The organism is Actinoplanes flavus (genome assembly GCF_017592555.1).
In the GTDB taxonomy this organism is placed as follows: Bacteria; Actinomycetota; Actinomycetes; order Mycobacteriales; family Micromonosporaceae; genus Actinoplanes; species Actinoplanes flavus.
Genome location: NZ_JAGFNS010000019.1, coordinates 119399 through 140161, shown reverse-complemented (window position 1 = coordinate 140161; position 20763 = coordinate 119399). Strand labels below are relative to the sequence as shown.

At 73.8% G+C, this 20763-nt stretch carries 15 protein-coding genes; 13 read left to right on the top strand and 2 right to left on the bottom strand.

Annotation, left to right across the window (positions count from 1 at the left end; translation table 11 throughout):
• The first annotated feature begins 76 nt into the window (after positions 1-76).
• From J5X75_RS27305 to J5X75_RS27290, 4 genes are all read left to right on the top strand, one after another.
• Positions 77-1183: an RNA ligase RtcB family protein gene (locus tag J5X75_RS27305; RefSeq protein ID WP_208470365.1), complete on the top strand. Its 1107-nt coding sequence runs from the start codon at positions 77-79 to the stop codon at positions 1181-1183.
• Positions 1180-1977, top strand: a complete 798-nt coding sequence (locus tag J5X75_RS27300) for a hypothetical protein (RefSeq protein ID WP_208470364.1) — start codon at positions 1180-1182, stop codon at positions 1975-1977. Before J5X75_RS27305 ends, J5X75_RS27300 begins: the two co-directional genes overlap by 4 nt.
• On the top strand, positions 1974-2663 hold the full coding sequence (prfH, locus tag J5X75_RS27295) for a peptide chain release factor H (protein WP_208470363.1): 690 nt from the start codon (positions 1974-1976) through the stop codon (positions 2661-2663). Before J5X75_RS27300 ends, prfH begins: the two co-directional genes overlap by 4 nt.
• A 66-nt stretch (positions 2664-2729) precedes the next feature.
• Entirely contained in the window at positions 2730-3401 is a 672-nt protein-coding gene (locus tag J5X75_RS27290) for an SDR family NAD(P)-dependent oxidoreductase (RefSeq protein WP_208470362.1), read from the top strand.
• A 436-nt stretch (positions 3402-3837) separates the two neighbouring features.
• Here J5X75_RS27290 and J5X75_RS44655 read toward each other — a convergent pair whose 3' ends face one another.
• Entirely contained in the window at positions 3838-4980 is a 1143-nt protein-coding gene (locus J5X75_RS44655; RefSeq protein ID WP_238489440.1) for an Lrp/AsnC family transcriptional regulator, read from the bottom strand.
• 86 nt (positions 4981-5066) lie between these two features.
• On the opposite strand from J5X75_RS44655, the gene J5X75_RS27280 reads away from it, so the two are divergent.
• The 4 genes from J5X75_RS27280 to J5X75_RS27265 all read left to right on the top strand — a co-directional run bounded on the left by J5X75_RS27280 (position 5067) and on the right by J5X75_RS27265 (position 10850).
• Complete coding sequence (locus J5X75_RS27280; protein ID WP_208470361.1) at positions 5067-6428, top strand: MFS transporter; 1362 nt, start codon at positions 5067-5069, stop codon at positions 6426-6428.
• A 36-nt stretch (positions 6429-6464) separates the two neighbouring features.
• The gene (locus tag J5X75_RS27275; RefSeq protein ID WP_307798291.1) at positions 6465-8123 is read left to right on the top strand and encodes an ABC transporter ATP-binding protein; all 1659 of its coding nucleotides are present in this window, start codon (positions 6465-6467) and stop codon (positions 8121-8123) included.
• Positions 8120-9841: an ABC transporter ATP-binding protein gene (locus J5X75_RS27270; RefSeq protein ID WP_208470360.1), complete on the top strand. Its 1722-nt coding sequence runs from the start codon at positions 8120-8122 to the stop codon at positions 9839-9841. Before J5X75_RS27275 ends, J5X75_RS27270 begins: the two co-directional genes overlap by 4 nt.
• 139 nt (positions 9842-9980) lie before the next feature.
• Entirely contained in the window at positions 9981-10850 is an 870-nt protein-coding gene (locus tag J5X75_RS27265; RefSeq protein WP_208470359.1) for a hypothetical protein, read from the top strand.
• On the opposite strand, the gene J5X75_RS27260 is transcribed toward J5X75_RS27265, so the two are convergent.
• On the bottom strand, positions 10835-11350 hold the full coding sequence (locus J5X75_RS27260; protein WP_208470358.1) for a GNAT family N-acetyltransferase: 516 nt from the start codon (positions 11348-11350) through the stop codon (positions 10835-10837). The two genes, J5X75_RS27265 and J5X75_RS27260, sit on opposite strands and share 16 nt — an antisense overlap.
• Before the next feature lie 107 nt (positions 11351-11457).
• Between J5X75_RS27260 and J5X75_RS27255 the strand changes: the two genes are divergently transcribed.
• The 5 genes from J5X75_RS27255 to J5X75_RS27235 all read left to right on the top strand — a co-directional run bounded on the left by J5X75_RS27255 (position 11458) and on the right by J5X75_RS27235 (position 20734).
• Complete coding sequence (locus J5X75_RS27255) at positions 11458-15093, top strand: tetratricopeptide repeat protein (RefSeq protein WP_208470357.1); 3636 nt, start codon at positions 11458-11460, stop codon at positions 15091-15093.
• Between the two features lie 72 nt (positions 15094-15165).
• Positions 15166-17196 carry a bifunctional aldolase/short-chain dehydrogenase gene (locus tag J5X75_RS27250; protein WP_208470356.1) on the top strand — a complete coding sequence of 677 codons (2031 nt, stop codon included), beginning with the start codon at positions 15166-15168 and terminating at the stop codon, positions 17194-17196.
• The gene (locus J5X75_RS27245) at positions 17193-18572 is read left to right on the top strand and encodes a rhamnulokinase (protein WP_208470355.1); all 1380 of its coding nucleotides are present in this window, start codon (positions 17193-17195) and stop codon (positions 18570-18572) included. Before J5X75_RS27250 ends, J5X75_RS27245 begins: the two co-directional genes overlap by 4 nt.
• Before the next feature lie 3 nt (positions 18573-18575).
• The gene (locus tag J5X75_RS27240) at positions 18576-19310 is read left to right on the top strand and encodes a (Fe-S)-binding protein (RefSeq protein ID WP_208470354.1); all 735 of its coding nucleotides are present in this window, start codon (positions 18576-18578) and stop codon (positions 19308-19310) included.
• Entirely contained in the window at positions 19307-20734 is a 1428-nt protein-coding gene (locus J5X75_RS27235) for a LutB/LldF family L-lactate oxidation iron-sulfur protein (RefSeq protein WP_208470353.1), read from the top strand. Before J5X75_RS27240 ends, J5X75_RS27235 begins: the two co-directional genes overlap by 4 nt.
• Positions 20735-20763 lie beyond the last annotated feature (29 nt).

Here is a 20763-nt window from a genome sequence, read left to right as displayed (position 1 = left end):
ACCAGCGCATCCCTAGCGGCCCCGGGGCACATCTGACGCCCGGCCGCGCCTCCGTCATGCCGAAAGAAGATCTCTTTTGTCTCCATCGCAGTCCGCCACGTCCGCGTCCGTCACCGTGTTCGCCGCCCCCGGCAGCTGGATCGAATCCGACGCCGTCGCCCAGTGCCACCAGGTCGCCGCCCTCGACGGCATGATCCACGTCGCCGGGATGCCCGACCTGCACCCCGGCAAGGGTGCCCCGATCGGCGCGGCCATGGCTTCCACCGTGCTCTATCCGTTCCTCGTTGGCTCCGACATCGGCTGCGGGATCGCCGTCTACCCGGTCCGGCTCAAGAAGGCCGTCCCGGAACGCGTCGCGGCCCGCTTCCCCGACCTCGACCAGCCCGTCGACCCGGCCCCCGGCGACGACATCCCGGCCGGCTGGACCGACCAGCTGGGCACCGTCGGGCGCGGCAACCACTTCGTCGAACTCGCCAAAGTCGACGCCGTCCTCGACACCGGGCACGCCGCGCGGCTCGGCCTGACCACCGGGGACCTGGTGCTCATCGTGCACAGCGGCTCCCGCGGGCTCGGCGAGCGCATCCTGCGGGCACACACCGAGGTGCACGGCGCCGGACCGGCCCCCGACCCCGCCGCCTACCTGGCCGCCCACGACGACGCGGTCCGGTGGGGACACCTCAACCGGCGGATCATGGCCGAACGCGTCGCCGACGCCATCGGCGCCGAACTCGGCGAACCCGTCACCGACGTCTGCCACAACGCGGTGCAGATCCGCGACGGCGTCTACCTGCACCGCAAGGGCGCCGCACCGGGCGACGGCCGCGACGTGCTCGTCGCCGGCACCCGCGGCACCCACTCCTACCTGGTCGCCGGACACGCCGGTCCGGACGCCGGGCACTCCGTCGCACACGGCGCCGGGCGCAAGATGTCCCGGGCCGACGCACTCCGGCGCGGCAAGGCCAAACACACCGTCGAGGAACTCCGGCGTACGGCGGTGGGCTCCCTCGTCGTCTGCGGTGACCGGCAACTGCTGTTCGAGGAGGCGCCCACCGCGTACAAACGGATCGAGCAGGTGATCGGCGACCTCGTCACGTACGGCCTGGCCACGCCGATCGTCAGCACGCTGCCGGTGGTCACCTACAAGACCGCCGAGCTCACCCCGCGCCGGGGAGGCCGGCGATGAGCGCGCCCCGGCGGGCCGTCCGCCCGCGCCCGCGCCGCCGCCTGACGTTCGGCGCCCGGATCGCCCGGCGGGCCGGCTGGCTCGACCCGCGCCGGCGGCCCGGCCGCCGCTTCCGCGGCTATCCGTTCGGGCTCACCCCGATCCGCCGCCCCACCCTGCGCCGCCTGCCGGCGGGCCGGTTCCGGGTCACCGTCGACGTGGGCGCTCACCCCGACCGGCCCGGTTTCCCCTTCCAGCGTTCCCATCGGGTACGGTCGATGCCTCCCGCCCGTGTCGGACGAGCCGGGCCGGGTGCTGTCGCCCCGACCGGTGCGAGCCGCGACCCGGCAGGCCCGGCCCCGGCCGCCCCCGGTGGGCCTCCTGCCCGAAGTGGACACACCCGTCCGGTCGGCGTGACGCAGGCCGGGCCCGGCACGGTGACGGGTGATCCGGGTCGGCCGTCCCATCCGGTCCGCGCCGCGTCCGCCCTGCTCGGTGAGCCCACCGAGCTGGTCGGTCACGCCGGTGCGGTGCCTGCCTCGCGGCGGTTCCCCGGCGGGCCGGGCCATCCGGCCGGGTCCCGTGACGCCGCGCCCGCCCTCTTCGGGGTACGAGCGGACCTGGGTGCCCATTTCGATGCGGTACGCCGTGCGCCCACCTTCGGCCTGCCGGCCGGTCCCGTCCAGCCGGGCGGCGCCGGAGTGGACGGCCGGGCGAACCCGCAGCGTCCCGACGGCGACGGGCGGCGGGTACGACCGGCGGCGCCGGTGGAGAGCCGGGCCGGGTTCGGGCGGGTCATGAGGTGGTTGCGGTGACCGTACATCTGCTGGTGTCCGCCGGGCGCGGACCGCAGGAGTGCGCCTGGGCCGTGGCGCGGCTGGCCCGTCGGCTGGAAGCCGACGCCGGAGGACGGGAGAAGGTCTCCATCCGGCGGGTGGAGACCGTGGCCGGGGAGCGACCCGGAACCTTCCGGTCGGTGCTGCTGGAGATCACCGGGGACGCGGCGGCGCGGTTCGCGGACTCGTGGACCGGGACACTGTGCTGGCAGGCGCCGAGCCCCTACCGGACCGGCCCCGGCCGCAAGAACTGGTATGTGACCGCCCAACAGGTGCAGGTCGGGGTGACACCGACCGTCTTCGACGAGGCGGATGTCGACTTCGTGCCGTGCCGTACCGGAGGGCCGGGCGGGCAGCATCGCAACAAGGCCAGCACGGCGGTTCGGGCCACGCACCGTCCGTCCGGGACGGTCGTGGTGGTCGACACCGAGCGGCAGCTCAGCCTCAACCGGGCCATCGCGTCGCGGCTGCTCCGGGAACGCCTCGAAGCGGGCGACGCGGCGGCCGGCCGGGCCGTCGACACCGCCCGCCGGCGGGTCCACGACGAGCTGGTACGCGGCAACCCGGTACGCGTCGAACGGCCGGACCCCGGATCCGGCGGCTCGCGCCGGGCCGCGGCGACCGGCGCCCACCGTCGTGAGCCGGACGGTGCCCGCCGCGGATGAGAAGGTCCATCCCCCGGCCGTGGGGACGACTCCCTGTCGAGGGCGGGCGTGACAGGATCTGCGGTCATGCGCGCCTTGATCGTGGGTAACAGCGACGGCATCGGACTCGCCCTGACACACCGGCTGCTGGCCGAGGGGTGGCGGGTCACCGGGCTGTCGCGGCGGGCCGCGCCGGTCGGGGAACCGGTCGTCGTGGACGTCACCTCGGCCGGCTTCCCGGAAGCGCTGGCCGAGGTGGGAGCCGTCGACCTGTGCGTCTACGCGGCCGGGGCCGGCGAGCTGCTCAATGGGGACGACTTCGCGGCACAGACCCGGGCCATCGAGGTGAACCTGCTCGGCGCGGCCCGCACCGTGGAGGCGGTCCTGCCCGGCATGCTGGCCGCCGGGCGGGGCCACGTCATCGGGCTGTCCAGCCTCGCCGACGCGATGATCTCGGCGGATGCTCCCGGCTATGCGGCGTCCAAGGCGGGGCTGACGTCGTACCTGCTCGGGCTCGACGCGGCGCTGCGGCCGCGCGGGGTGGCGGTGACCGCGGTGCGGTTCGGTTTCGTCGACACCAAGATGGCCAAATCGCCGGTCACCCCGTTCAAGATCTCACCGGAGCGGGCGGTCGACGTCCTCATGCGGTGCGTTCGCACCCGGCCGGCGGTCGTGTCCTACCCCCGTCGGATGGCTGCGGTGACCGGCACGCTCGGACCGTTGCTGCGAACCGCGGCCCGGCTGCGCCGCTCCCGCTGACTGCCTCGTGTTGATGGCGCACGGTGCCTCGTGTTGACGGTGCCTCGTGTTGACGGTGCCTCGTGTTGACGGTGCCTCGTGTTGACGGTGCCTCGTGTTAACGGGGCCTTGTGTTGACGGGGGCTTGGTGTTGACGGGAGCTTCGTGTTGACGGGGGCCTTGTGTTGACGGGGATTCGTGTTGACGATGCCGCCCGCGTTGATGGTGCACTGCGCCGAAGCAGGGTCGGTGTGGGGAAGCGGGTCGGCGAGGGCCGCGCCGGGATGGGCGGCGGCCCGAACCGGTGCCGTCGCCCACCCCGTGCGGGGCCGTATCGGGCACGGTCGGGAGGCGCCCGCGAACCGCGGTCCCGTGCCGTGCCGATCTTCGACCCTCGTAGAGCATGACGTCTGTCGAGGCGGAACAGTTGCCTCTCACGCCAGGTGTAACCGGGAATTCACATCGATGGGACGGCCGGTCCGAGTTGTTTCACGTGCCGTAACAACGGGGTGGATTCCACCCGGTCGACGCCGTCGAGGCCGCTGACCCGCTCGGTGAGGTAGCGGTAGAAGGCCGCCATGTCGCGGCAGATCACGGTTGCCATCAGGTTCGTGGCGCCGGTGGTGGCGGCCGCGAAGACCACCTCCTCGTGACCGGCCAGGGCGGCGCCGACCGCCGCCAGCCGGGCCGGCGCCACGGTGACCCACAGCATCACCGCGGCGCTGAAGCCGAAGACCAGTGGGCGGACCTCGACGTCGTAGTAGAGGGCACCGGACCGGCGCAGCTCACGCATCCGGCGGCGGACCGTCGACTCGGGCCAGCCGGTCGCGGCGGCCAGGTCCGTGTAGCCGGCCCGGCCGTCCCGGCCGAGCGCCTCCAGCAGCGCCTCGTCGGCGGTGGACAGGACGAGCGGGGGCGGCGGGGTGTCTTGCGGTTGCGGGCGGTCGGTGGGGGTGAGGGCGTGCGGGGGCGGCGGGGTGTCCTGCGGTTGCGGGCGGTCGGCGGGGGTGAGGGCGTGCGGGGGCGGCGGGGCGTCTTGCGGTTGCGGGCGGTCGGCGGGGGTGAGGGCGTGCGGGGACGGCGGGGTGTCCTGCGGTTGCGGGCCGTCGACGGGGATGAGGGCGGCGATCTCGGCGGGGGTGAGGGCGTCGTCGCGGCGGTCCGGGCCGACCGCGCCGCCGACGTACTGGTGGATGAGGCAGTGGGCGCTCACCGAGATCAGGCCGGGGGTGCGGGGCAGGCGCTGTAGGAGCAGGGCCTCCCGGTCGGCGTGTGCCGGGATGCGGACCTGGCAGGTGATCTCGGTGCCGCCGGAGAAGAGGCTCACCCAGCCGGTGTCGCCACGCCGGGCCAGCGCCTCGGCCAGGGGGACGGCGCGGTCGGGGGCGGTGTGCAGGCGCAGGGTCCACATCTCGTAGCCCAGCCGGATCGGGTTGGGGATGCCGACCACCCGGACCCCGGCGTTCTCGCGCAGGCGGCGGTAGCGGCGGGCCACGGTCTGGTCGGAGACGCCGAGCACCGCGCCGATCTCGCGCCATCCGGCGCGGCCGTCGATCCGCAGCGCGTGCACGATGCGCCGATCCAGCGTGTCGATTTCCATCATCTGATCCTAGCCAGATGTCGAGAAGCGCCAAGAAGAGCTCGATACATGGTACGAACGAGCGGACACCCCGGATTCTGTGGCGCATGCGTAAATGGTTTCCGCTGGTCGCCGTCTGTCTCGGCACCTTTCTGCTGCTCGTGGACGTCACCATCGTGGTGGTCGCGCTGCCGAGCATCGCCACCCGACTGAACGCCGACCCGCACGACCTGGCCTGGGTTCTCGACGGCTATGCCCTGGCGCTGGCCGCCCTCCTGCTGGGCGCCGGTTCGCTGGCCGATCGCCACGGGCGCCGCGCGACGTACCTCATCGGGCTGTTGATCTTCGCGGTCTCGTCGTTGTTGTGCGCGCTCGCGCCGAACGTGCCCGCCCTGGTCGCGGCCCGGGTCCTGCAGGGCGCCGGAGGCGCCGCCATGTACGCCACCACCGTGGCCATCCTCAACGTCACCTACCGTGGCCGGGACCGCGGTGTGGCGTTCGGTGTCTGGGGCGCGGTCAACGGCGTGGCCACCGCGGCCGGACCGCTGGCCGGCGGACTGCTCACCGAGCACCTCGGCTGGCGCTGGATCTTCCTGGTCAACCTGCCGGTCTGTGTGGCCGCCGTGGTGCTCACGCTGCGGCACGTCGCCGAGTCGCGGGCCGGGCGGGCGAGCCGGTTCGACCTGCCGGGCACGGTGACCTTCACCCTGGCCGTGACGGCCGCCACCTACGGGCTGATCCGGGCCGCCGACGACGGCTGGACCGCACCGTCGGTGCTGCTGCCGATCGCGCTGGGCCTAGCCGGGATGGGCCTGTTCGTGCTGGTGGAGCACCGGTCCGACGACCCGATGCTGGACCTGCGGCTGTTCCGCGACAGCGGGTTCACCGGGCTGATCGTGGCGGCGTTCCTGTGCCAGGCGGCCGCGTTCGCCTACCTGCCCTACACCACCACCTGGCTGCAACGCGTCCTCGGGCACGGGCCGGTCGACGCCGGGCTGCTCGGCGCGCTGCCGACGAGCGGCGCCGCGCTGCTGGTCGGCGCCCTCGGCGGGCACGCGCTGCAACGGGCCCGGCCGGGACTGGTGATCGGCGCCGGGCTGCTGGTGATCGCGGCCGGTGACCTGGCCCAGTCGATGGTCGGCGACGGCTCCGGGGCGGCGGTGCTGATCCCCGGGCTGATGCTGGTCGGGCTGGGCGTCGGCGCGGTGCTGCCGGTGCTGTCGTCGGCGGTGCTGGCCGCCGTACCGCCGGAGCGCAGCGGCATGGCCGGCGGCGCGCTGAACACGTTCCGGCAACTGGGCTTCGCGTTCGGCGTGGCGGTCTACGGCTCGTTCTTCCATCAGCGGAATTCCTATGCCGACGGGCTCAGCGCCGCGGTCACCCTGGCGGCCGGGTTCGCCGTGGTCGCGGCCCTGACGGTGTTCGCGACGCTGCGGGAGCGCACGCGCCGGCCGGTGGAAATCGGGTGACATCTCTCCCCGGTTTTACGGCAGCATGTCGGCGTGGTGGATGCGCGTGGTCCGGTTCGGTACCTGTGGTGGCTGGCTCGGCAGGTGAAGGGGCGGGTCGCGCTCGGCGCGCTGTTCGGGACACTGTGGTTCGTCAGCCTGGCCGTCACGCCGTACCTCATCTCGCAGGCGATCGACCGCGGCCTCGCGCCGCGCCGCCCCGGCGTGCTGCTCGCCTGGGCCGCGGTGGTGCTGATCGTCGGGGTGGCCAGCGCCGGCCTGGGGATCATGCGGCACCGGAGCATGACGAAGCTGCGGCTGGCCGCCGCACTGCGCACCGTCGACCTGGTGATGACCCACGCCACCCGGCTCGGCGCGGCCCTGCCCCGCCGGGTCACCGCCGGTGAGGTCGTCACCATCGGCATCTCCGACGTGTGGACGGTCGGCCGGGCGATGAACGCGGGCGGCGTCGGGGTGGCCTCGGTCGTCGCGGTCGGCGTGATCGCGTTCCTGCTCCAGCGGATCTCCGGGCTGCTCGCGCTGGTCGTGGTCGCCGGCGTGCCGGCGCTGGCGCTGGTCATCGGGCCGCTGCTGCGCCGAGCCCAGCGGGCCGGCGGCCACTACCGCGAGCATCAGGGCCGGCTCAACGGGCGGCTCGTCGACGTGGTCGGCGGCCTGCGCGTGCTCAACGGCCTGGGCGGCAAGGAGGCCCACCAGGCGCGGTACGAACGGGAGTCGGCCGGGCTGCGCGACGTCGGCTACCGGGTCGGCGGCCCGTCCGCCTGGATCGGCGCGCTCGGCGAGGGCCTCCCGGTGGTGTACCTCGCGGTGGTGATCTGGCTGGCCGCCCGGCTGGCGGTCACCGGCGGGCTGACCGTCGGCCAGCTGGTGGCGGTGTACGGCTACACCGCCATGCTGGTCATCCCGGTGAGCGTGTTCATCTTCGTCGGCTTCGACGTCACCCGCGGCGTGATCGCGGCCCGCCGGGTCACCGACTTCCTGCGCCTGCCCGCCGACGATCCGTCCGGCGACCCCGCCCCGCCGGGCCCGGCCGTCCTGCACGACCCGGAGTCCGGGGTGTGCGCCGAACCCGGCCGGCTGACCGCCCTCGCCTCGGACCGCCCGGCCGACTCGGCGGCCGTCCTGGAACGCCTCGGCCGCTACCGGGCCGGCGACGCCACCTGGGGCGGCCGGCCGCTCGCCGGCATCGCCCAGCCGGAGATCCGGGCCCGGATCCTGGTCGCCGAGCACGACGCCCACCTGTTCGCCGGCCCACTGCGCGAGGTGGTCGCCGGCGCGGGCGAGCCGGACGACGACCGGGTCCGCCGGGCGCTGGACATCGCGGTCGCCCACGACGTCGGCGCCGACCTGGACCGGCCGGTCGACTGGGGCGGGCGCAACCTGTCCGGCGGACAGCGGCAGCGGGTCCGGCTGGCCCGCGCCGTCTACGCCGACCCGGAGATGCTGCTCGCCGCCGAACCCACCTCGGCCGTCGACGCGCACACCGAGGCCGCGATCGCCGACCGGCTCAGCACCGCCCGCGCCGGCCGCGGCACCGTCCTGGCCACCACCTCGCCGGTGCTGCTGGACCGGGCCGACACCGTGCACTACCTGGTCGGCGGCCGGGTCGCCGCCACCGGCACCCACGCCGAGCTGCTGCGGTCCGAACCCGGCTACCGGGCACTGGTCACCCGCGCCTTCGGAAGTGACGAATGAGCACCCTGCTGCCGGTCGCCTCGCGCCGCGACGTGTCCCGCGCCGCCCGGCGGCTGATCAGCGCGGACGCGCGGGCCGTCGCCGGGTTCCTGGTCATCGCCTCGCTGGCCGCGGTGGCCGGGCTCGGCGGGCCGGCGCTGCTGGGCCGGGTCATCGACACGGTGTCCGCCGGCGGCGGGGCCGGTGAGGTGGACCGGCTGGCCGGCGCGGTGCTCCTGTGCGCCCTCGCCCAGACCCTGCTGGCCCGGTACGCGCTGGCCGCCGCCTACCGGTTCGGCGAACGCACCGCCGCCCGGATCCGGGAGACGTTCCTGCGGCGGGTGCTCGGCCTGCCCGCCGCCGTGGTCGAACGGGTGCCCGCCGGTGACCTCGCCGCCCGCGGCAGCACCGACGTCGACAGTGTGGCCAACGCGCTGCGCGACCTGCTGCCGCCGATCTTCGTGGGCGTCGTGCAGATCGCCTTCCTGATCGTGGCCGTGGTGGTGCTCGACCCGCTGCTCGGCGTGGTCGGCGTGATCGGGTTCTCCGGAATCTGGTTCGTGACGCGGTGGTTCCTGCGGCGGGCCCGCGACGCGTACCTCGCCGAGGGCGAGGCCGCCTCCCGGCTCGCCGACGAACTCGCCAACACCACCGGCGGCGCCCGCACGATCGAGGCGTTCGGCCTGCACGCGCGGCGGATCGCGGCCGGTGATGCGGCGATCGCCGAGACCCGGCGCACGAGACTGTTCACGCTCGGGTTGCGCAGCGTGTTCTTCCCGCTGGCCGAGTCGTCGTACGCGATCCCGGCGGTCCTCGTGCTCACCCTCGGCGGGCTGATGCACATCGACGGCCGGGTCAGCATCGGCACCGTGGCCGCGGCCGTGCTCTACCTGCGGCAGCTGGTCGGCCCGCTGGACGGCATCCTGATCTTCCTCGACCAGTTGCAGGCCGGCGCCGCGTCCTTCGCCCGCATCGAGGGCCTCGGCTCGGTGCCGGCGCCGCCCCCGCCGGACGAACGGGCGCCCGCCGACGAGCGGATCGAGGTCACCGACGTCCGGTACGCGTACGACCGGGGCCGTGACGTCCTGCACGACGTCGCCCTGACCGTCCGCCCCGGCGAGCGTCTCGCCGTCGTCGGCCTCTCCGGCGCCGGCAAGTCCACCCTGGGCCGCCTCATCGCCGGCGTCGACCGGCCCACCTCCGGCACCGTCACGGTCGGCGGCGTGCCGATCGCCGACCTGCCACCGGACGAGCTGCGCCGCCACGTCGTCCTGGTCACCCAGGAGCACCATGTCTTCCAGGACACGCTGCGCGCCAACCTGATGGTCGCCGCCCCCGACGAACGGCTGCGCGAGGCATTGCGCACGGTCGGCGCCGACTGGGCCGACGACCTCGACCGCGACCTCGGCGAACACCCCCTCGACGGGGCACAGGCCCAGCAGCTGGCGCTGGCCCGGGTGGTCCTCGCCGACCCGCACACGGTCATCCTCGACGAGGCGACCGCGCTGCTCGACCCGACCGCCGCCCGGACCGCCGAGCGCGCCCTCGCCGCCGTCCTGCACGAACGGACCGTCATCGCGATCGCCCACCGCCTCCAGACCGCCCACGACGCCGACCGGGTCGCCGTCATGGACGACGGCCGCATCATCGAACTCGGCCGCCACGACGACCTGGTCGCCGCCGACGGCCCCTACGCGGCCCTGTGGCGCTCCTGGCACGGCGGCCGGGTGCCCCGATGACCGACTGGGCATCCCTCGGCCACGCCTACGGCCCAGCGGCCGGCATGGGCCGGACCAGACGGCCGGGATCCTGGCGCGGATCCACCACCAGGGCACCGTCCATCCGGCGACCGCGGCGGCCGTGCCCGCCCTGTTCGCGATGAACCGCATACCGGACGGCGCCGCCGCCGCGACCAACCCGGAGCGCGAGACCGTCGAAACTCTCCAGTGGCGGGGCGATCCACGGTGGGTCCACCTCGGACCGCACCTCGCCTCCCCGCGCCGCGCCACCTTCACCCCGGAGGTGCTGGCGGCGGTCCGTGCCCGTCTGGCCCAGCACGTCCGTCTGATCGACGTCGTCGCGTCCTGGGGGCCACGGGCGGCGGACGCCGTACCGGATCTGATCGCTCTTCTTCCGGAGACCGGGTCGATCGCGGCGGGAGCGCTCGCCCGGATCGGCCACGCCGGACCGGAGATGATGCCGTACCTCTGGGGGATCGCTGACGACGGTGACATCGACGCCGCCGCCGCGATCCGGCGGCTGACCGGAAACCCGGGCCTGCTGCTGGCCGCGCTGGACGGGGCGTTCGGCTCCGTGGGGCAGCAGGGGCTGCGCGGGCTGATCCCGCCGAGGCCGCCGTATCCGGTGCGGCCGCCGCTGCTGGACGCCGGCGCCGATCTGATGCCCGCCGTGCCGGCCGCCCGCGCCTGCCTGACGGGCGAGCCGATGCACGGCCCCGACCGGCGCGCGCAGATCCTGGCCGCGGTCGTGACCGTGGCCGCCACCGGTGACAGCACGACGGCCCTGCCCACCCTGCGCGCGCTGCTGTCGGCCGTGAGCCCTGACGACGTCGTCGACGTCGCCGAGTTGCTGGCGGACCTGCTCGGCCCGGACGCGGAGCTGATCGCCCGGCTCGACGAGCTGATCAACGGCGGCCGCCTGCTCAGCACGGGCACCGCCGCCGACATCGCCGGGGCGGACGACGCGATCCGGCGGCGGCTGCGCGACATCCGTCAGGGGCTCACGTAGACCCAGAGGTCCAGCATCGGGCCCTCGTCCAGCGGGATGTGCAGCTCCCCGGCCCGCGACCAGCCCTCCGACTCGTAGAGGGCGACCGCCTTCGGCAGCGACATCCCCACGTCCAGGACCGCGCGGCGGCCCAGCAGCGGGGCGTGGCCGGTGGCGTGCCGCAGCAGGGCACGGCCGAGACCCGCACGGCGTACCTCCGGGGCGGTGAACAGGCGCGCCAGCAGGGCCAGCCGGTCCGGCGGCAGGCCGGTCGCCGTGGACGCCGCGGACAGGGTCGGATCCTCCGGCGGGCAGTGCAGGGCGACGTGGCCGACGATCCCGCCGTCGTGCTCGGCCACCCAGGCGATCCGCTCGGATTCCGGCCGGAGGAAGCCGGCCACGTCCTCCGGCGGCAGGAACAGCGGGTAGCCGTCGCGGGCGTGCACCCGCCGCAGCAGGGCGGCACAGGCCGCGTCGTCGGCGGCCGTCTTCTCCCGGATCACCGTCGTCTCGGAGCGCATCGCGTGATCGTAGGCGCCACCCGGCCCCGGCGGCTCCTACGAACGTCACGCCTCGTTCGGCGCTTCGATGGGCCCCGTCGATGGACGGGTGATCGCAGAATGTATCGATGGGTATCAGGCGCCGTTGGTGGCCGGCGAGGCACGGCATCCAGTCGATCTCCGGCAGTGTCGTGTTCGGCGACGTGGTGATGGTGCAGGGTGTCCGGGGTGACGTGACGATCAGCCTCGACCGGCCGCCCTACCGAGTGGCCCAGGAGATGGTTCGGGCCGTGCCGCTGTCCGCCGCCGACGCCCGGGCGCAACCCAGCCGGATGCTGCTGGCCCGGCATCGGATCGTTCCGTTCACCGGCCGCGACGGGATGTTGTCCGATCTGGCCGGATGGCTCGCCGGGGAGGCGCCGCTCGCGGTCCGGCTGATCCACGCCCCGGGCGGGCAGGGCAAGACCCGGCTGGCCGGGGAGGTCGCCGACCGCTGCGCGGCGGACGGCTGGACGGTCTGGCGGGTGCTGCACACACCCACGCCGCTGCCCGGGTCCCGGGTGGATCTGCCCGGCGGACCGGTGCTCGCGGTGGTCGACTACGCCGACCGGTGGCCGCCGTCCGCGCTGCTCACCCTGATCACCCAGCTCCAGCAGTTGAGCGCGGCGACGTCGTCGGTGGTGCGGGTGCTGTTGCTGGCCCGCTCCTCCGGCTACTGGTGGCCGGCTCTGGCCGACCGGGTGGAGAGCGACCTGACCGTGCCGACCGGTGACGTCGCGCTGCCGTCGCTGTCCGCCGACCGGGCCAGCCTGTACGCCGCCGCGGCCGGGCGGTTCGCCGCCGTCCTCGGCCCCGGCGACACCGTCCGGCCGCCGGGGCCGGGCGATGATCGGCTCGCGGCCGTCGTCGACACCGATTGGCCGCTGCCCTCGGGGCTGGGTGACGACCGGTTCGGGCAGGTGCTGGCCGTGCACATGGCGGCCCTCGCGGCGGTCGACGCGCGGTGGCACGGCGACGACACCCCGGCCGGACCGGAGGCGGTCTCCGCCTACCTGTTGCGCCGGGAGGCCGCGCACTGGCACCACATGCACGCCCGCGCCGAGAACCCGCTGGTCACGCCGCCGGAGGTGATGCACCGGACGGTGTGGACGGCCACGCTGACCGGGGCGCTGGCCCGCCCGGACGCCCGGGAGGCGCTGCGGCAGGCCGGGCTCGACGGTGGGGACCGGCTGATCGACGACCACCGGGCCTGCTATCCGTCGGCCGATTCACGGACCGTGCTGGAGCCGCTGCACCCGGACCGGCTCGGCGAGGACCTGATCGCCCTCTCCGTCCCGGGCCACGACCGTGGCGGTGGGCTCACCGACGACTGGACGTTGACCGCGGCGTCGCTGCTGACGGGCGCGCCGGGAAGGGGAAAGCCGGGGAGCGGGGAGCTGGAGAGCGGGGAGCTGAGGAAGGGGGAGTCGCGGGAGAGGGATCCGGGGGAGGGTGCGCCCTGGTCCGGGGCGGCACTGACCGTGCTGGTGGAGACAGCGCGCCGCTGGCCGCACGTTGCCACCGAGCTGCTCTACCCGCTGATCCGGCAGCGCCCCGAGCTGGCGATCGCGGCGGGCGGAGCCATGCTGACCCGCTTGGCCGAGATTCCCGGCATCGACCCGGAGGTCCTGGAACCGATCCAGAAGCTGCTCCCACCGCACCGGCACATCGACCTGGACGTGGCGGCCGCGGCGATCAGCACGGTCCTGACCGGGCACCGGCTGGCCGGGACCGCCGATCCCGCCGCTCGGGCACGCGGTCTGCTGGCCCACGCGGTCAAGCTGCTCAACGCCGGCCGTAACGAGGACGCGTGGCGTTCCGCGGACCGGGCCGCCGTCCTGTTTCGTGAGTCGGGCCGGGAAGCCTGGAGACCGGAGTTCGTCGACGCGCTGATCGTGGCCGTGCATGCCCTGCGGGCTCTGAGCCGTCACGCCGAGGCGCTGCCGCTGGCGGAGGAGGCGGTTGCTCTGCAGCGTCAGGCGGATTCCGCCGATGTGCAGCAGCGGATCCGGCTCGCTCGCGTGCTGGACAGTCTGGGCCTGGTGCTGGCGCATCTGGGGCGCGACGGCCGGGCCCCGGCTGAGGAGGCCGTCGCCGTCTACCGGGAGCTGGTCGAGAGTGGCGGCGCACAGCTGTGGCCGGTGCTCGCGGGTTCGCTGAGCAATCTCGGTTTCGGTCTGCAACGGCTCGGGCGCCGGGCGGCCGCTCTGTCGGCGGTGGAGGAGGCTGTCGGCCTGCATCGGCGGCTCGCCGCGGCGGATCCGGCGGTCTTCCTGCCCGACCTGGCGATTTCGTTGATCAATCTGGGTCTTCTGCTCATGGAGATCGGCCGGCGGGAGGATGCCCTGCTGGCGACGGAGGAGGCGGTTTCGCTGTACCAGGGGCTGGTGGAGGCCAATCCGGACGCTTTCGAACCCGCTCTGTCGCAGGCGCTTCTCAACGCATCCTTGATCACCCTGGAGCTGGGCCGGAGAGACGACGCGATCGCCTTCGGAGGGGAGGCGGTGCGACTGCTGCGGCGGCTGGCGGTCACCGACCCGGCCGCGCACCGGCAGAGGCTCGCGGCGGCCCTCGTGAACGTCGGCCTGTCGCTTCTGTGGAGCGGCAGTGCCGGGGCGGCGCTGTCGGACCTGAGCGAGGCGGTCGACCTGTGCCGGCAACTGGCCGATGCCGATCCGTTGGCGTACTCGCCGGACCTGGCCAAGGCGCTGGGCATGTTCGGGCTCGCGCTGAGCGCGACCGGCCGTTTCGCCGAGTCGCTGGCGGCGGCGGAGGAGGGGATCGCCATCTATCGGCGGCTCGCCGCCGCGAATCCGGAGGCCTACGAGGACCTGCTCGCCCGGGCGCTGATCAACCTCGGCGCCGCACGGTACGAGTCGGCGGCGACGAGCGACGCGCTGGAGCCGGCCGAGGAGGCGGTCGTGCTGATGCGCCGGCTGGCCGCCGGGAATCCGGCCGCACACCTGCCCGGTCTGGCGCAGGCGCTGAACAACCTGGGGCTGTATCTCTGGACTGCCGGGCGGGCCGGGGAGGCGTTGCCGCCGGGTACGGAGTCGGTGCGGCTGCTGCGGCGGCTGGATGCCGCCAACCCGGCCGCCTACCGGGCCAGTCTGGCCGAGGCGTTGTGCAACCTCGGCAACCGTCTGGGCACCCTGGGCCGTTACGGCGAGGCGCTGGCGGCCACCGACGAGTGCCTGCACCTCTACCGTGAGCTGACCGCCCGCGACCCGGCCGCGTACCAGCACCACTTCGCGACGATGCTGAACAATCGCGGCGGTCTGCTGGCGACGGTGGGGCGGATACCCGAGGCGCTGGCCATGACCGGGGAGGCGATCGGCATCCGGCGCCGGCTGGCCGCGGCGAACCCGGCCGTCCATCAGGCCGACCTCGCGGGCTCGTTGCTGCAGCTCGCTCTCTGGCACGAGCTGGCCGGCGACGGGCGGGAGGCGCTGCGGGCCGCCGAGGAGGCGGTCGGCGTCGTCCGGGAGGTCGCGGCCGTGAACCCGATGGCGCATCGGCTCTCCCTGGCCCGGGCTCTGGGCGCGCACGCGCGAGCCGGCCTGCGTGCCGACGCCTCCCGGTCGGCGGTGCTGGCCTCGGCCGAGGAGTCGGTCCGCATCTACCTGGATCTGAAACGGGACGACCCGGCGGCGTACGAGGACGAGCTGGAGCTCAGCCGTCAGGTCCTCGCCGCGGTGCGGGACGGGAGTCAGCCGGGCTCTTGACCGGGGGTGAGTGGCGGCCGTAATCTACCGGTGTCTCTGAAACGTTTCACATCGAACGAAGAGCGGACGCCCATGACCAACCCCGCAGTCTCCGAGCTCATCGCCCGCTCGAACCGCCTCGGCGCGGATCCGCGGACCACCAACTACGCCGGCGGCAACACGTCCGCCAAGGGCGCCGGCACCGACCCGGTCACCGGTGAATCGGTCGACCTGGTGTGGGTGAAGGGCTCCGGCGGCGACCTCGGCACGCTGACCGAGAAGGGCCTGGCCGTCCTGCGCCTCGACCGGCTGCGCGCGCTCACCGGTGTCTACCCGGGCATCGACCGCGAGGACGAGATGGTCGCCGCCTTCGACTACTGCCTGCACGGCAAGGGCGGGGCCGCGCCCAGCATCGACACCGCCATGCACGGCCTGGTCGACGCCCCGCACGTGGACCACCTGCACCCGGACGCCGGCATCGCGATCGCCACCGCCGCCGACGGGCCGGCGCTGACCAAGGAGATCTTCGGCGACCGTGTGCTCTGGGTGGACTGGCGCCGGCCCGGCTTCCAGCTCGGCCTGGACATCGCCGCCGCCCACCGGGCCAACCCGCAGGCCATCGGCGTCATCCTGGGCGGCCACGGGATCACCGCGTGGGGCGCGACAAGCGACGAGTGCGAGGCCCACTCGCGGGAGATCATCGACACCGCCGCGGCCTACATCGCGGAGCACGGCCGCAACGCGCCCTTCGGCGCGACGATCCATCGACCCCTTCCCACGGGCGTACGCCGTGAGCGCGCCGCCGCGTTGTTCCCGGTGATCCGGGGCCTCGCCTCCACCGACCGTCCCCAGGTCGGGCACTTCACCGACAGCGACGTGGTGCTGGACTTCGTGGGCTCGCAGCGCCTGGCCGAACTGGCCGCCCTCGGCACCTCCTGCCCCGACCACTTCCTGCGCACCAAGGTCAAACCGCTGGTCGTGGACACCGCCCCGGACGCGGCCCTGGACGAGGTGGTCGCCCGCCTCAGGGAGCTGCACGAGGCGTACCGGGCGGACTACCGCGGCTACTACGAGCGGCACGCCACCGCGAACAGCCCGGCGATCCGCGGCGCCGACCCGGCGATCGTGCTGGTCCCGGGCGTGGGCATGTTCTCCTTCGGGGCGAACAAGCAGACCGCCCGGGTGGCCGGCGAGTTCTACGTCAACGCGATCAACGTGATGCGCGGCGCCGAGGCGGTGTCCCGGTACGCGCCGATCGACGAGGCCGAGAAGTTCCGGATCGAGTACTGGGCCCTCGAGGAGGCCAAGCTCCAGCGGATGCCGAAACCGAAGCCGCTGGCGACCCGGATCGCGCTGGTCACCGGCGCGGGTTCGGGCATCGGCCGGGCCATCGCGCTGCGCCTCGCGGCCGAGGGCGCCTGCGTGGTGGTCAGCGACCGGGACACCGGGGCCGCCGCCACGGTGGCCGCCGAGATCGGTGGGCCGGACGTGGCGGTGGCGGTGAGCCTCGACGTCACCGATGAGGTCGGCGTCGCGAACGCCGTACAGGAGGCGGTTCTGGCCTTCGGTGGGGTTGATCTCGTCGTCAACAACGCCGGCCTGTCGCTGTCGAAGTCGCTGCTGGACACCACGGCCCGCGACTGGGACCGGCAACACGACGTGATGGCGAAGGGCTCGTTCCTGGTGTCGCGGGAGACCGCGCGGGTGCTGATCGCGCAGGGCATGGGCGGCGACATCGTCTACATCGCCAGCAAGAACTCGATCTTCGCGGGGCCCGACAACGTGGCGTACGGCGCGGCCAAGGCCGATCAGGCGCACCAGGTCCGGCTGCTGGCGGCCGAGCTGGGCCCGCACGGCATCCGGGTCAACGGCATCAACCCGGACGGGGTGGTCCGCGGCTCCGGCATCTTCGCCGGTGGCTGGGGCGCCGACCGGGCCGCCGTCTACGGGGTGCCGGAGGAGAAACTCGGCGAGTTCTACGCCCAGCGGACCCTGCTCAAGCGCGAGGTGCTCCCCGAGCACATCGCCAACGCCGTCTTCGCGCTCACCGGCGGCGACCTCACCCACACCACCGGCCTGCACATCCCCGTCGACGCGGGCGTCGCCGCGGCCTTCCTGCGATGAGCTCCTCCTTCGCCGCCGTCGACCTCGGCGCGTCGTCCGGGCGCGTCGTCGTCGGCCGCTTCCGCGACGGCGGGCTCGGCCTCGACGTGGTGCACCGGTTCCCGAACGAGCCGGTGCGCGTCGGCGGCACCCTGCACTGGGACATCCTGTCGCTGTACCGGGGGGTGCTCGACGGCCTGAAAGCCGCCGGGCCGGTGCGCGGCATCGGCATCGACTCGTGGGCCGTCGACTACGGGCTGCTCGACGCCGACGGGGCCCTGCTCGGCAACCCGGTCCACTACCGGGACGGCCGCACCGACGGCGTCGCCGAGCGGATCAAGGACCGGTACGACGTGTGCGGGCTCCAGAAGCTGCCGTTCAACACGGTCTACCAGCTGCTCGCCGCCGAACCGACCGCGCAGTACGGGCTGGCGCGCCGGCTCCTGCTGATCCCCGACCTGCTGGCCTACTGGCTGACCGGGGAGATCGGCGCGGAGTACACCAACGCCTCCACCACCGGGCTGCTCGATGTGCGTACCCGGGATTGGGCTCTTGATCTGATCGGTGAGCTGGGATTGCGCGCCGAGCTGTTGCCGCCGGTGCGGCATCCCGGGTCGACCATCGGCTACCACGAGGGCACGCCCGTGGTGGCGGTCGGATCGCACGACACGGCCAGCGCGGTGGTGGCCGTGCCCGCCTCGGGGGCCGATTTCGCCTACATCTCCTGCGGCACCTGGTCACTGGTCGGCCTGGAGCTGGACCGGCCGGTGCTGACTCCGCAGTCGCGGCAGGCGAACTTCACCAACGAGGGCGGCGTCGACGGCACCATCCGCTACCTGCGCAACGTCATGGGACTGTGGCCGCTGCAGGAGTGCCTGCGCGAATGGAACTCACCCGCCCTGCCCGAGCTGCTGCGAGCGGCGGCCGCCGAGCCGGGCCTCGCCCACGTGGTCGACCTCGACGACCCGCTGTTCCTGCCGCCCGGCGACATGGAGGGCCGGCTGCGCAAGGCGGCCGGGCTCCCCGCCGACGCGAGACGGGCGACGATCGTGCGCTGCGTCCTGGACAGCCTGGCGCTCGCGCAACGGCGCGCGCTGCGCCAGGCCCAGGAACTCGCCGGCCGGTCCGTCTCGGTGGTGCACCTGGTCGGCGGCGGCGCGCTCAACGAACTGCTCTGCCAGCTGACCGCGGACGCCTGCGGGCTGCCGGTGCTGGCCGGGCCGGTCGAGGCCACCGCCATCGGCAACCTGCTGGTGCAGGCCCGCGCCGCCGGCGTGGTCGACGGCGGACTGGATGCGATGCGGGGTCTGGTGCGCGAGACTCAACGCATCGTGCGCTACACGCCGGGCGGCTCCACGACGGACTGGGACGCCGCGGCCGCACGAGTGGGGAGGTGAGAGGTGCGGATCGCGTTCTTCGCCACCTGCCTGGCCGACACGCTCTTCCCGGAGGCGGCCAAGGCCACGGTGCGGCTGCTCGAACGGCTCGGGCACGAGGTGGTGTTCCCGTTCGACCAGACCTGCTGCGGGCAGATGCACGTCAACACCGGCTATCAGACGGAAGCGTTACCGCTGATCAGGCGATATGCGCAAACCTTCGACCGGTACGAGGTGATCGTCGCGCCGTCGGGATCCTGCGCCGGCTCGATCCGTCACCAGCACGCCATGGTCGCGTCGTCCCACGGCGACGCCGGACTCGCCGCCCGCAGCGCATCCGTGGCCGCCCGCACCTACGAACTGTCCGAACTGCTCGTCGACGTGCTGAAGATCGAGGACGTGGGGGCCTACTACCCGCACCGGGTCACCTACCACCCGACCTGCCACTCGCTGCGGATGATCCGGGTCGGTGACAAGCCGCTGCGGCTGCTGCGCCAGGTGCGCGGCCTCGACCTGGTGGAGCTGCCCGCGGCGGAACAGTGCTGCGGGTTCGGCGGCACCTTCGCGCTCAAGAACGCGGAGACGTCCACCGCCATGCTGGCCGACAAGATGACGAACATCGTGTCCACCGGGGCGGACGTGTGCACGGCCGGCGACAGCTCCTGCCTCATGCACATCGGCGGCGGGCTGTCCCGCCTGCGTACCGGGGTGCGGACCGTCCACCTCGCCGAGATCCTGGCCTCGACGGAGTCCACATGACCACCTTCCTCGGGATGCCGGCCACCGCGCCGCGCGGCGTCGGGCACCTGCGCGGTGACCAGCCGTTCCCCCGCGCCGCCCACGACGCCCTCGGTGACTCGCAGCTGCGGCGCAACCTGCGGCACGCCACCACCACGATCCGCGGCAAGTCCGGCCGGGTGATCGCCGAACTGCCGGACTGGCAGCGGCTGCGCGACGCCGGATCGGCGATCAAGGCCGACGTGATGTCCCGGCTCCCCGACCTCCTTGCCGAGTTGGAATCGCGGGTCACCGAGGCCGGCGGCGTCGTGCACTGGGCCGCCGACGCCAACGAGGCCAACCGGATCGTCACCGACCTGGTCCGGCGGGCCGGCTCCGAACGGGTCATCAAGGTCAAGTCGATGGCCACCCAGGAGATCGGGCTCAACGAGGCCCTGGAGGACGCCGGGATCACCCCCGTCGAGACCGACCTCGCCGAACTGATCGTGCAGCTCGGCGACGACAAACCCAGCCACATCCTGGTCCCGGCCATCCACCGGAACCGGTCCGAGATCCGGGAGATCTTCCTGCGGGCCATGCCCGGGGTCGACCCGGAGCTGACCGACGACCCGCCGGTGCTGGCCGCGGCCGCCCGGCGCTACCTGCGGGAGACGTTCCTGTCCACCTCCGTGGCGGTCAGCGGGGCCAACTTCGCCATCGCCGAGACCGGCACCCTCGGTGTCGTCGAATCCGAGGGCAACGGGCGGATGTGCCTCACCCTGCCGGACACGCTGATCACCGTGATGGGCATCGAGAAGGTGCTGCCCACCTGGCGTGACCTGGAAGTCTTCCTGCAACTGCTGCCGCGGGCGTCGACCGGTGAGCGGATGAACCCGTACACCACCATGTGGACCGGCGTCACCCCCGGCGACGGGCCGCAGAACGTCCACCTGGTGCTGCTCGACAACGGGCGCAGCGCGGTCCTCGCCGACACCGTGGGCCGGCAGGCGCTGCACTGCATCCGCTGCTCGGCCTGCCTCAACGTGTGCCCGGTCTACGAGCGGACCGGCGGCCACGCGTACGGGTCGGTCTACCCGGGGCCGATCGGGGCGGTGCTGTCACCCCAGCTCACCGGCATCGAGGACAACGCCTCCCTGCCGTACGCGTCGTCGCTCTGCGGGGCCTGCTTCGACGCCTGCCCAGTCAAGATCGATATCCCGTCGATGCTGGTGCACCTGCGCGACAAGGCGCCGCACCCACCCGCCGAGAGGGCGGCCATGGCGGCCGCCGCCTACACCATGAGCCGGCCCCGCCTCTACGCGTACGCCCAGCGGGCGGCCAAGATGGCGCGGATCGCGGGACGGCGCGGGCGGGGGCTGCCGCCGCCGCTGTCCGGCTGGACGGCCGGTCGCGACCTTCCCGAATTCCCGGAACAGACCTTCCGCGATTGGTGGGCCCAGCGATGAGCATCGGTTCGCGCCCCGTCCGGGCCTTC